Origin of the sequence: Collinsella sp. AM10-26 (genome assembly GCF_003472525.1) — a bacterium.
Lineage (GTDB): Bacteria > Actinomycetota > Coriobacteriia > Coriobacteriales > Coriobacteriaceae > Collinsella.
In genome coordinates this window covers 127,096-138,829 of record NZ_QRMC01000001.1, presented here as the reverse complement: position 1 = coordinate 138,829, position 11,734 = coordinate 127,096, and the positions used below count along the sequence as shown (strand labels likewise).

The 11,734-nt window shown below is 60.2% G+C and carries 10 protein-coding genes; 8 read left to right on the top strand and 2 right to left on the bottom strand.

Annotated features, from left to right (window positions below):
- Positions 1–407 precede the first annotated feature (407 nt).
- The 3 genes from DW123_RS00650 to DW123_RS00640 all read left to right on the top strand — a co-directional run bounded on the left by DW123_RS00650 (position 408) and on the right by DW123_RS00640 (position 3,002).
- Entirely contained in the window at positions 408–1,367 is a 960-nt protein-coding gene (locus DW123_RS00650; RefSeq protein ID WP_118272940.1) for a 3-hydroxyacyl-CoA dehydrogenase, read from the top strand.
- A 124-nt stretch (positions 1,368–1,491) separates the two neighbouring features.
- Complete coding sequence (locus DW123_RS00645; RefSeq protein WP_117763482.1) at positions 1,492–2,289, top strand: aminoglycoside N(3)-acetyltransferase; 798 nt, start codon at positions 1,492–1,494, stop codon at positions 2,287–2,289.
- A 263-nt stretch (positions 2,290–2,552) separates the two neighbouring features.
- The gene (locus tag DW123_RS00640) at positions 2,553–3,002 is read left to right on the top strand and encodes a hypothetical protein (protein WP_118272939.1); all 450 of its coding nucleotides are present in this window, start codon (positions 2,553–2,555) and stop codon (positions 3,000–3,002) included.
- Positions 3,003–3,125: 123 nt separating this feature from the next.
- Here the strand turns inward: DW123_RS00640 and DW123_RS00635 are convergent, their stop codons facing one another.
- Together DW123_RS00635 and DW123_RS00630 are read right to left on the bottom strand one after the other, a co-directional pair.
- Positions 3,126–4,265 carry a DUF389 domain-containing protein gene (locus DW123_RS00635; RefSeq protein ID WP_117734262.1) on the bottom strand — a complete coding sequence of 380 codons (1,140 nt, stop codon included), beginning with the start codon at positions 4,263–4,265 and terminating at the stop codon, positions 3,126–3,128.
- A gap of 215 nt (positions 4,266–4,480) precedes the next feature.
- Positions 4,481–6,184: an OPT/YSL family transporter gene (locus DW123_RS00630; RefSeq protein WP_117734263.1), complete on the bottom strand. Its 1,704-nt coding sequence runs from the start codon at positions 6,182–6,184 to the stop codon at positions 4,481–4,483.
- Positions 6,185–6,490: 306 nt separating this feature from the next.
- On the opposite strand from DW123_RS00630, the gene DW123_RS00625 reads away from it, so the two are divergent.
- The 5 genes from DW123_RS00625 to DW123_RS00605 all read left to right on the top strand — a co-directional run bounded on the left by DW123_RS00625 (position 6,491) and on the right by DW123_RS00605 (position 11,601).
- Positions 6,491–7,342 (top strand): type III pantothenate kinase, encoded by an 852-nt coding sequence (locus tag DW123_RS00625; RefSeq protein WP_117734264.1) that lies wholly within the window; start codon positions 6,491–6,493, stop codon positions 7,340–7,342.
- An 83-nt stretch (positions 7,343–7,425) separates the two neighbouring features.
- Positions 7,426–7,950: a dCMP deaminase family protein gene (locus tag DW123_RS00620; protein ID WP_117763487.1), complete on the top strand. Its 525-nt coding sequence runs from the start codon at positions 7,426–7,428 to the stop codon at positions 7,948–7,950.
- A 172-nt stretch (positions 7,951–8,122) separates the two neighbouring features.
- The gene (locus tag DW123_RS00615; protein WP_035137589.1) at positions 8,123–8,401 is read left to right on the top strand and encodes a NifU family protein; all 279 of its coding nucleotides are present in this window, start codon (positions 8,123–8,125) and stop codon (positions 8,399–8,401) included.
- Between the two features lie 109 nt (positions 8,402–8,510).
- Positions 8,511–9,332: a prolipoprotein diacylglyceryl transferase gene (lgt, locus tag DW123_RS00610; protein ID WP_118272938.1), complete on the top strand. Its 822-nt coding sequence runs from the start codon at positions 8,511–8,513 to the stop codon at positions 9,330–9,332.
- Between the two features lie 85 nt (positions 9,333–9,417).
- Positions 9,418–11,601, top strand: a complete 2,184-nt coding sequence (locus tag DW123_RS00605) for a DUF6020 family protein (RefSeq protein ID WP_233540096.1) — start codon at positions 9,418–9,420, stop codon at positions 11,599–11,601.
- The last annotated feature ends 133 nt before the right edge of the window (positions 11,602–11,734 follow it).

The following is an 11,734-nucleotide window of genomic DNA, read 5'->3' as shown; positions in this document are numbered from 1 at the left end:
GCTTTGGGCTGGATATGAGACAAACGGGTGGCAGCCGTGCCGGCTACCACCCGTTTTTGCTGGACATATGTTGCGTAAATGGGCTTGTTAACGCCTTCAGCGGACTCGGATTTCGGAAGTGCGGGGAAAAACGCGAACCTCCCGAGCACACTCCTCTTTTGGGCTCTCGTTACCTGCGGTTTTGTTGTTAAAAAAGTCGGTCTGGTCGACGAAACTCATTTTTTCACCGCACTTCCGAAAACGACGTCTCGGTGGCACAAAAAATTGCCCTCGGAGCCCTGAGTTAATGAACAGGTGTAGCCGTTCACCGCGTAAAAGCGTCCGTTTGTAGAACCAGCCCCCGGCTCGTAGCCTCCATACGGTTGAATAAAACACATCTATGGAATTACGTAAGAGAGGACCGTTTCATGAGCTACAAGACCGTTTGCGTTGCCGGCGGCGGCGTGCTGGGAAGCCAGATTGCCTTTCAGGCTGCCTACTGCGGCTTTGATGTAACGATTTGGCTGCGCAGCGAGGGCAGCATCGGCCGCACCCAGCCCAAAATCGATCATGTGCGCGAGGAGTACATTGCTGCTATCGAGGGCATGGCGGATGGCACGGGCGAGTGGTGCGCCGGTATCGCCGATAGCGACCAGACCTTCGACAGGGAGGCGGCACTCGCCGCCGTTGAGCGCGCCTACTCCACACTCAAGCTGGAGCTCGATCTTGCCAAGGCAGTGGCCGACGCCGACCTGATCATCGAATCTATGGCCGAGGACACCCAGGCAAAGATCGACTTCTACAAGAAGCTCGCCCCGGTTCTTCCGCAAAAGACCGTTGTCGTGACAAACTCCTCCACGCTGCTGCCGAGCACCTTTGCCAAGTACACCGGCCGCCCCGAGAAGTACCTATCGCTACACTTTGCCAACTCTATCTGGAAGAACAACATGACCGAGGTCATGGCCCAAAGCCAAACCGACAAGCGCTATTTCGATGAACTCGTCGACTTTGCCAACGACATCCGCATGCTGGCGCTTCCCGTCAACAAGGAAAAGAACGGCTATCTGCTCAATTCCATGCTGGTGCCATGGCTGCTTTCGGGCCTCGACCTGTATGTCTCGGGCGTGAGCGATCCCAAGAGCATCGACCTCGCATGGACGCGCGGCACCGGCGCTCCCAAGGGCCCGTTCCGCGTATTCGACACCGTGGGCATCCAGACGGCGTACAACATCGTTATGCAGTATCAGAAGGTCCCGGGCCTGGTGAGCCCGCTGCTCAAGAAGATGATGATGCCCTACAACTTTAAGGCTATGGCGTCCGTCCTCAAGAAGATGCTCGACGAAGGCAAGCTGGGCGAAAGCTCGGGCGAGGGCTTCTTCAAGTACTAAAAAATGATCCCTCGGCAACATTGGGAAACGTATCATTTGCAGCGTCATGCGCCGCATGGCCCGTGTGCTATTTCGGCGCATGACGCAAAAGAAACTGATGTGTGGGGATAGAGGGGAAACGGTAATGAATCGGCAAATCGTGCTTAAGCAGGATATCCTCGACGCGCTTTCCGCCGTCGGTATGTGCGCAGGGCAGACGGTTATGGTCCATTGCTCGCTCAGCGCGCTTGGATATGTGTGCGGCGGCGCGCAGCCGGTGATCGAGGCGCTGCTCCAGATGGTGGGCGAGGCCGGTACCATCATGATGCCGACGCAATCATGGAAAAACTTGGACCCCGAGAGTGGTGTCCATTGGCAAGAGCCGCAAGAATGGTGGCAGCTGATTCGCGATAACTGGCCTGTCTATGACAAGCGCATTACGCCCACCAACACGATGGGTGCCGTGGCTGAGATGTTCCGGACGTGGCCGGGCACGTTTCGCAGCGATCACCCAGCGCGTTCAGTGGCGGCAAACGGCCAGCATGCGCAATTCCTGACGGAGAACCACGACCTGAGCAACATCTTTGGCGATGGATCGCCCATCGCGCGTCTGTACGATTTGGACGGCTATGTTCTGCTGGTGGGCGTTGGCTATGACAAGAATACGTCACTGCATTTGGCAGACGCCCGTGCGCAGTACCCCGGCAAGCACGACTGCGTGGAACACAGCGCGATCATGGAAAACGGCCAGCGCGTGTGGAAGGAGTACCGCACACTTTTTGTCGACGGCGAGGACTTCGACGAGATCGGCGCTGCTTTTGAGCGTGAATGCCCGGTGCGTACGGCGCCTCTCGGTAACGGAATGATTCGCTTTATGCGCCAACGCGAGCTTGTCGATTTTGCCGTGGACTGGATTGAGCGGCATCGCGGCTGCCTTGAATAGTTCGGGGGCGGAAGCATTGGGGGTTTACGGTAGTATGCGACAAGATCTGAATAGGTCGAGCAAGAGCTGTGGCGCGCGTTGACGTTTGCCCAATAGAACGCAAAAAAATGCACCGTTCGCCGATACTCCTCTCGCGAGTGGTTGCCATATGGTTTGATGTTAGAAACACATAGTTTCCGGCGGGCCGCGGGTGACGTTTGCTTTGATATCGGAGGTACCAAGTATGTTTTGCACTCCGTTAAACAAGTATCGGGCTGGTTAACATGAGCCGCCGTGCTATCTCGATAGCCCTTGCAGTGGTCTGCCTGGCTGTGCTCCTGGGCGCTGCAGGGCAGTTTGCTATAAATCGAGAAACATCCTATATGCAGGAATGCGTTTCCGAAGGCTTTGCCATTGATGGTTACTATCGGGATGACAAAACAAGTCTGGAAACTCTGGCCTTTCATGAAGAGGATAACCATCGTTGGCAACTGGTCGACAAAGACGGCAGCTGCGTTGACGGGCAGTTTAAGCGTACGGACGACCCCAATATTTTGGTATTAACGAGGGAATACGGCGAAAAAATCGGTACGGTCCACGTGGCGTATATATCGCGCCGACGCAATCAGGGGCAGATTTACCTATTTAGAGATACCAAGGTGACCCGTTTTTATCTGGTGAGCACCAAACCGGCGTTTATGGTGGAGTCTGGCGATGTCGATGTGGACAGTTGATTCACGGCAATAAAACAGCGAGCGGGGCGTGGTCGTGAACTGCGCCCCGCTTTTTGCGCGTGTTCTTGTCGCGTCTGCGCCTCATCGTGACTTGCACCCGTGCGCATCCATCCTGCGCTCGGATTACTTCACGTCAAACTCTACGCGGTCGAGTTCGGGCACATTGAGGTCGATGAGTTTGCGGGCGACGTGGCGGTCGTGTGCCCCGAGCGCCTCGCTTGTCGTCACGTGGGCGACAATCTCACGCTCGACAAGGCTGTCCTTGTCGCCCTCGGTAGCCGAGGTCTCGACGGCGACGGTGTAATCCTTAAAGCTTGGCAGCACCGCGGCAAGCTCGCGTGTGGTCTCGGTGACGCCGTAGCCGTCTTGCACGCCGGCCTGCGCCGAGCCAATAGAACCCGCCGTCATGACGATGCAGGGGATGGCAAAGATCATCGTGCCCACAATGATGCGGCGGCGCACTTTGCGTGACAGCTCGTCGACCTCAGCGTTTTCCTCGGCGGTCACGACGCCGTCGCCGTTCAGGTCGCGCTTGAGCGGCACGCGCAATAGAAGTAGCACGGTTTCGGCAGCCAGTGCGATAAAGACCACGTTGATGCCAAACTCGTAAAGCGCCGAGAGAAACAGCGATCCGCTTGCGATGGCGATGCCGTAGCCCGCTGCGCACAGGGGCGGCATCAGCGCGGTCGCTACGGCCACACCGGCGATGAGCGTGGCGGGTTCCTGGTCGCGCGAGTTGCCCAGGCCACCCGCAAAGCCACCCGCGAGCGCGACGGCAAGGTCCCATACAGTCGGTGTCGAATTGTCGATGATGGCGGCCGTGGTGGTGCCGAGCGGCGAGAGCTTAAAGTACAGCGTGGATGTGATCAGGCATAAGGCCATCTGCAGTGCGAGGCCGGCAATGGCCTCGACAGTAATCTCGCGGTCGAGCGTGGCGACGCCGTATGCCATGGCAAGGACCGATCCCATGAGCGGACAGATGAGCATGGCGCCCACGATGGCGATGTCCGAGTCGATATCGAGGCCGATGCTCGCGATGAGCATGGCGATGATGAGGATGCACAGGTGCGAGCCGGTCAGGCGCGCCCCGTTTACAAAACGCTTGCGGATCACGTGGTAGGGTGCGCGGCCCTCGCGAATGTTGAATGCGCGCTTTAGGAAGCGGGCGGCGTTCTCCATGGCCTCGCTATGGGCGGGGCGGATGCCGTGGCGCCGGTGATGGCGTTCGCGTAGTCGCTTGATCTGTTGTTTGTCGAGTTCCATGTCCACCTCGTTCTGGCACGGGCCGCGCAACGCGCCCGTTGTCTTAACTCTACACCGTGGCGGGCAGGTCGGTTATCCTGCCATGGAGTTTAGGCGAGCAGACAAATGAGGACGCATCATCTGCGGATACGGCCGAGGGTTTTGGCAGATACAAAAAAGCGCGGGATCGGATTGGCTCCGACCCCGCGCTTTGCGTTGGCGCGTTGTTGTTGGGCCTAGCCCAGCAGGCTCAGGCCCACGGAGACAAATGCCAGGATAACGCCGACGATAGACTCGCCGCCGAGCAGGCCGCTGGCGACAACCAGGCCCTGTTCCTGGAAGGCGGCGTCCTTGGCAGCCCTCTCCTCGTCAGAAAGATCAGCGGTGGCGTCGCGGTGGGCGGACCACTTGTCGTAGGCGAGCTTGACGCAGGAGCCCAGGAATGCCGTGAGTGACATGTAGAACGGCAGATACACGCCCAGGCCGATCATCATGGCCGGAATGCCGAGCCAGTACATGACGATGCCGGCGATAAAGCCGCCTGCAAACCACGGCACGCTCGGAATGCCCGAGACCATGGTGGCAACCACGCTTGCCTGCGCGGCCACAAAGCTCTTGTCGGGACCAAAGGCATCCGGACCATAGGCGGTGACGAGCGCGACCATGACGGCTGCGGCGACCAGGGCGCCCACGATGCCGCCGATGGCCTGGCCGATCCACTGCGCACGCGGGTTGGTGCCCAGCACGGCGCCGGCTTTAAAGTCGTTCATGACGTCGCCCGCAAGGCCGCACGCCACGGCTACGATGCCGGCGATAAAGAACAGCTTGACCTGAGTAATCTGTGCAAAGGCAGCCACGATGAGCATAACGATGAGGCCAAAGATCTCCATGGGGTCGATGCCCGTCTGGCCGCAGCTCTGTGCGCTCATGATGGTGGTGACAAAGGTGAACAGCGTCACGATGACGGCCGGAACGGGACCAAGGTCAAGCACGATGGCGATGATCACGGCGATGGCGGCAGCGCCCAGGCCGATGATGCCGGCGTCGAGCTTAAGGGAGCCCGAGATGAGCGATTGCTCGTCGGTGTCGGTGGAGCTGTCGGCGGCAAGACCGCGGACGATGCCGGTGACCTGCGGCAGGATGTCCTTAAGGACGACGGCGACGCCAAAGCCCATCATGAGGCCCATGCCGAGCGACTTGACGATGCCCTGCGCAGTCACAACGTCGAATAGACCGGCAGCGGTGCCGCCCACGATGATGCCAAAGTTACCTAGCAGCGCACCGGCAAACCAGAAGGCAACCGGGGCGAAGCCCACCAAAAAGCCGATGGAGAGCAGCATGGGCGAGTTATAGATGGCAAAGGTCACGCCGGGGATATTGAGCGTGCACAGCATACTGGGCACCACGCCCAGAGCGTCGCGAAGCACGCTGTAGATGCCTGCGATGGCCATGGAGCCAAAGAGCTGCTTGCCGGTCTTGCCGCCGGCCTCGGTGGCGCGCAGTGTCTGAGCTGCGGCGTTACCGGTGGGAAACTCCAGCGCGGCGTCCACGATAAAGTGGCGATGGATGAGCGCCGTTGCCAGAAGGCCCAAGATGGTGCCGGCGAGCGCCACGATAAACATGTCGAGCCAGCTGATCTGGTCGGCATAGCCCAGCATCCAAGCGCCCGGGATGGTAAACGCCAGGCCGCCGGCGACCATGGCGCCCGCGGACATGATGGTGTGGGTGACGTTGGCCTCGTTGAGGCTGGCGTTGCCCATGAGTTTGAGGAAGAACAGCGAGATGACGGCAGCGAAGATGATCGGCCAGGGGAGCGCGCCCATCTTGAGGGCGGTGTAGGCCGAGCTTGCCGTGATGATCACGCAGCCAAGGACGCCGATGACGACGCCGCGCAGCGTGAGTTGCCCGCGCATCGAGGTGCGGTTCGAGGGATTGCTCATATAGAACTCCTTTGCGTATATCCGCTTCCCCCGGGAGCGCCGCTACGGATACGGCGCGGGAAGTCGGGTTACCAAGGGCCGCCGCGTGAGCCCGCGCGCGACCGCGCATCAGTATAGCCGCAAGGTAGTCATTTTGGGACGGGGCTATTTTAGCTACCCTTTGACAGTCGACGAATTATCTGGGATTGGGGCAAATATCAACCGACATATTGGGGTAGCTAAAATGGCCCCGTCCCAAAATGACTACCTGGGATGGCTGGTTCGGGTAGGCGATATACTGCTGGGCAGACGAAAGGAGCGCCGACGATGCTTAATGGGTGCGCATATATATTGACGGTCGACGTGGGCAACACGTTCATTCGCTTTGGCCTGTTTGCAGAGGATTCGGCCGCGGCGCAGGAATGTCCGCTTGCGACGTGCGAGATCACCACGCCGTCGAGCATCACAGCAGACGAGGCGCGCATGCGTCTCGTGCAGGTCATGGCCGCACTGGCGGCCGATGCGGGCATGCCGGGTGCGCTTGTGCCCGCAGCCGCAGTGCTGAGTTGCGTGGTGCCGGCGCTCGAGCGCCCGTGGAAGACGGCGCTTTCCCGCACTTGTACGGGGCGCGTGCTCACCGTGGGGCCGGGCCTCAAGACCGGCATGCCCGTGCACTACGACGATCCGGCCGAGATCGGCCCCGACCGCATCGCCGATGCCGTGGCGGCACGCGCCGTCTACGGCTCTCCCTGTATCGTGATCGACTTGGGTACCACGACCAATATCGAGGTCATCGACGCGCGCGGTACCTTTGTGGGCGGCGTCATCGCGCCGGGTCTGGCGCTTGGCGCCCGCTCGCTTTCGGCTGCTGCGGCGCGCCTGCCGCAGGTTGAGCCTTCGGCGCCAACGCACGTCATCGGCCGCAACACGCGCGAGGCCATGCGCTCGGGCGTGGTTCTGGGCGAGGTGGCCCGCATCGACGGCATGCTCGACATGGTGCTCGCCGAGATGCGCGCGACCAAGGCCGCGGGGGAGGGCGATGTGCCCATCGTCATTACCGGCGACGATGCCGACCCGCTCGCGGCGCTGGTCGGCCATAGCCTGACGGTCGATGACGCGTTGACGCTGCGGGGTCTCGCCGAGCTGTACCGCATCAACCAAAAGCCCCGCCGCGTGTAAATGTGAGGGCGCCGGTGGGACAAACGCCCTACCTTTCACCTGCTACAATGGGTCAAACTATTGCGATTACGGAGGTGTCTGCCATGTCGGACGATCTTCATCAAACTTCGTCAGGCAAGCGCCTGGACGTCATTAGCTGGGACGAGTTCTTTATGAGCGTGGCCATCGCCGCGCAGCGCCGCAGCAAGGACCCCAACACGCAGGTGGGCGCGTGCATCGCCAGCACCAACCACCGCATCCTTTCGGTGGGCTACAACGGTACGCCCTCGGCGCTCAACGACGACTTTTTCCCGTGGGGCACGAGCGACGACCCGTTGCAGGACAAGCACAACTACGTGGTGCATGCCGAGGCAAACGCCGTGCTCAACTACCGTGGCTCGCTCAAAGATCTTGAGGGTTCCACGGTCTACGTCACGCTGTTCCCGTGCCACGACTGCGCCAAGATTTTGGCGCAGGTGGGCGTGGGCGAGGTTGTCTACCTGGACAACAAGTACGCCGACACCGATGACGGACGCATCAGCCGCCGCATCCTCGACTCCTGCGGCATCAGCTACCGCCAGGTTATCGTCGATGTTCACATCGGCACCGAGGGGCAGGCTCGGCAGTAGCGCGTGGCAACGCCAGCTGGCAACAAAAAGCAGCTAAAATGGCCCCGTCCCAAATTGACTGCTCGTGAAAGTCGTGTCCGCACGCATGGCTGGCGCCTAAGCGGGTACATGGCTGTAGTAACATAGCCCCTGTCCGCGGGCGTGCCCGCGTTATTGTGAGAAAGGAGCCCCTGTGGCTGTTAACGAAGAGCTGCTTAAGAAGGTTCTTGAAGAGATTCGCCCCAACCTGCAGGCCGATGGCGGCGATATGGAGTATGTGGGCGTCGACGACGAGGGCGTTGTCAAGCTGGAGCTGCAGGGCGCCTGCGCCGGCTGCCCCATGAGCTCGCTAACCCTGTCTATGGGCATCGAGCGTATCCTGAAGGAGCATGTGCCCGGCGTTACCCGCGTTGAACAGGTCAATGCTTCCGGCGAGGCCGAGGACCTGTACGACGAGTACGCGCCGTTCTAAGATGCGAAAGCTGCGGACGGTACGCTTCGCATAGACGTTACGCCATAATATGCGGCTGCGAGCGTAAGGCCCGCGGCCGCATTTGTATGTAGGGAGCAGGGGGATCGATATGCTCAACGACCTCTACCATATGCTTGATCCCGTCGCGATCTCGGCGGGCCCCATCACCATCTACTGGTACGGCCTGGCCTACGTGGTCGGTGCTCTGCTCACGGCGGTCGTTATGTACCGCACGCAGCGTCGTTGGGGCTTCGACATTACGATTGATGACCTGACGAGCGTCGTGGTCGGCGCGGTCTTTGGCCTCATTATCGGTGCGCGCCTGTTCTACGTCGTCTTTTACGGTGATGGCTACTACTGGGCGCACCCGCTCGAGATCTTTGCCACCAACGAGGGCGGCATGAGTTTCCACGGTGGCCTGGTCGGCGGCATTATCGGCGGCATCATCGTGTGCCGCATGTATAAGCTCGACGCCTGGACCATTGCCGACCTTGCAGTTATCGGTGCTCCGCTGGCGCTGTGCCTGGGCCGTTGTGCCAACTTTGTCAACGGAGAGCTGTGGGGCAAGCCGACCGATCTGCCGTGGGGCGTGGTCTTTGGCGGGACTGCGGGCGAGATGCCTCGTCACCCCTCCCAGCTCTACGAGGCATTTCTGGAGGGCATCGTGCTCTTTTGCATTCTGCAGGTGCTCAGCCGCAAAAAGCCGCTACTGCCCCAAGGCACGTTTATGGGCGTGTTCGTGATGGGTTACGGCATCGTCCGCTTCCTCGTCGAGTTCGTGCGCGTGCCCGACGCCCAGCTTGGCTATCTGCTGGGTGGCGTTATCACCATGGGTCAGCTGCTGAGTTTGCCGCTCGTGATCGCCGGCCTGGCGCTCATTATCTTCGCCCGACACCGCAATCGCCCCCAGCGCATCTACCTCGACGCCTAACCACCACATACCACCACAAAGGGGACAGGCACCTTTGTGGTGGTTTTGCCGAGTTTGATAGGTTTCTAGAAAGGCTCTTTGGACCGTGAAGGATTCCGACCTCTCCACAACGGCTGCGCGCGATGCCGCTCGCATCGTCTGGTTTAAGCGCTACCCCGCCAAGCAGACGCTCATCGCATTTTTGCTCGCGCTGTTGGCGACCACGGCGTTTTCCATCGATCCCGCCCCGGTGTCGAGCAACGCAGTCTTGGCGATTGACCCCAAAGCCTCAGGTATGCTGTACGTGTGCTACGAGGTACTCCTCTCGTTTGCCGGCCATACCGACGCGGTCATGCTGCTTGCACTTGCCTGCCTGCTCACGCTGCCGTTTCGCTACGTGTTCTTTGGCCGCGGCGACACCTGGCGCCCATCAATCATTCTGCCGTCGCTGTTTTTCGCCATCTGCATGGTGTTCGGCCGCAGCTACGACCTCACCGACTCGGCCGAGATCGTCCTTGGCGACAAAGCTCGCATCATCTGCGCCTGGATTGGCGGCGCGGGCTGGATGCTCCTGGCGATCGTTGCCTTCTACCTTGCCTTTGAGTGTCTAGATTGGCTGAGCTCTCGGCGCATTCCGTTTTCCGAAGCGCACTTTGGCCGCATATGGCGTGTGGCTCACGCCGTACTCTCGGTCCATCCCTTTGCCGGGCCCTTCCTGGTGCTTATGATCGCCTGGGCGCCCACGCTCATCGCTTCGCTGCCCGGCCTTTTTATGGGAGATACGGGTGCGCAGATTCGCCAGTGGTTCAACTATCCCAACGGCACGAGCGACTACCTGCGCCTACTCAACCCCAACGTGCTGCTCAACGGACATCACCCCGTGGTGCACACGGCCATTATCGGCTCGTGCGTTCAGCTGGGGCTTTCGCTGTTCAACAGCGCTAACGCGGGCCTCATCATCTATACCTGCGCTCAATTTGTCATCACGGCTGCCTGCATGGCCTATTCCATCTCGTCGCTGCGCAAACTGGGCGTGAGCCTGCCGGTCCGCGGCGTGATCTTGCTGTTCTTTGCGTTTATGCCGATGTTCTCTAACTACGCGGCGTTGCTCACCAAAGATGTGCTGTTTGCCGACGCGTTTTTAGTGCTGTTGGTGCAGACCGTCAAGCTCGTGGCATGTGGCTTGCCCCGTCGTGATGCCAATGTCGAGCGAGCGGGCGAGAAAGCCACCGTGCTCTTTGCGCGCCACGACTGGCTGCTGCTCGCTCTGGGCGCCATGGGTTCCACGTTTCTGCGCAACGGCGGCCTGGTGTTTCCCCTGGCGGCATGCGTAATCGCGTCGGCGTTTTGCGCATGGGACGCGCATGTGGCTCGTCGTGCAGCCAAGCAGGCTGGTGCTGCGCCTTCGGGCGCCATCTCGCGCTTCCGCTGGGTGGGAGTTCTTGCGGTGCTTGCACTCTGCCTTGCCTTTAATATGTGCTTCACCAAGGTCTTTATGCCGGCGCACGACATCACTCCTGGTTCCAAGCGCGAAATCCTCTCGATTCCGTTTCAGCAGACCGCTCGTTTCGTCCAAAAGCACGACGGCCTCAACTCGGGCGTCAACCCCACGGTTAAGGAGGACGGCACCATCGTGGAGGCTCCTTGCGACGGCTTGGTGACCGACGAAGAGCGTGCCGTGATCGACCGTGTGCTCAAGTACGAGAATCTGGGCCGCCGCTATAACCCGGATAAGTCGGATGCCGTCAAAAATTGCTTTAACGAATACGCCTCGCAGGAGGACATCAAGGCCTATTTTGAGGTGTGGGCCCAGATGTTCAAAAAGGATCCCGAGTGCTATATCTCGGCGCTCATCAATAACTATTACGGCTACTTTTATCCGAGTGCCCGCGATGCGTGGGTCTACAGCACGGCGCGCAGTGCCGAGATTATGGCGCGTCCCGACAATCTCAAGTACTTCGACTTCCATCCGGTCGATAGCAAGGTTGTGCGCTGGTGCGACCACCTGATCAACCTGTATCGCGTGGCGGTGCAGCGCATCCCGTTTATCTCGCTCACCATGAGCTCGGCCACTTATGTGTGGATCATGATCGCCGCGGTGGTCTACCTGCTGCGTCGTCATTCATGGCGTGCGCTGGCGATTTGGGTGCCACTGATGGGTGTGCTCGCCGTGTGCCTGATTGGCCCGTGCAACGGGTCGACCTACATGCGCTACCTGTATCCGGCCATCGCCTGCATGCCCTTCGCCATCGGCGCCACCGTCACCCGCAGCGACTTCCTCTGGTCCTAACTTGGTGCATTGGGGTCAGGTTACTTTGCACCAAAGGGTGGCATCATCACGACGCCTTCATTTTGGGGTTTATCTCGCAGGCCAGTAGGTATATCATAACGACGTTTGTTTATATTGCCCGAGCATCTGCGCT

Excerpts from the sequence above, each read along its gene's own strand:
- DW123_RS00620 (WP_117763487.1), top strand. The coding sequence starts at position 7,426 with ATGTCGGACGATCTTCATCAAACTTCGTCAGGCAAGCGCCTGGACGTC.
- DW123_RS00645 (WP_117763482.1), top strand. The coding sequence starts at position 1,492 with ATGAATCGGCAAATCGTGCTTAAGCAGGATATCCTCGACGCGCTTTCC.
- lgt (WP_118272938.1), top strand. The coding sequence starts at position 8,511 with ATGCTCAACGACCTCTACCATATGCTTGATCCCGTCGCGATCTCGGCG.
- DW123_RS00650 (WP_118272940.1), top strand. The coding sequence starts at position 408 with ATGAGCTACAAGACCGTTTGCGTTGCCGGCGGCGGCGTGCTGGGAAGC.
- DW123_RS00640 (WP_118272939.1), top strand. The coding sequence starts at position 2,553 with ATGAGCCGCCGTGCTATCTCGATAGCCCTTGCAGTGGTCTGCCTGGCT.
- DW123_RS00625 (WP_117734264.1), top strand. The coding sequence starts at position 6,491 with ATGCTTAATGGGTGCGCATATATATTGACGGTCGACGTGGGCAACACG.
- DW123_RS00630 (WP_117734263.1), bottom strand. The coding sequence starts at position 6,184 with ATGAGCAATCCCTCGAACCGCACCTCGATGCGCGGGCAACTCACGCTG.
- DW123_RS00635 (WP_117734262.1), bottom strand. The coding sequence starts at position 4,265 with ATGGAACTCGACAAACAACAGATCAAGCGACTACGCGAACGCCATCAC.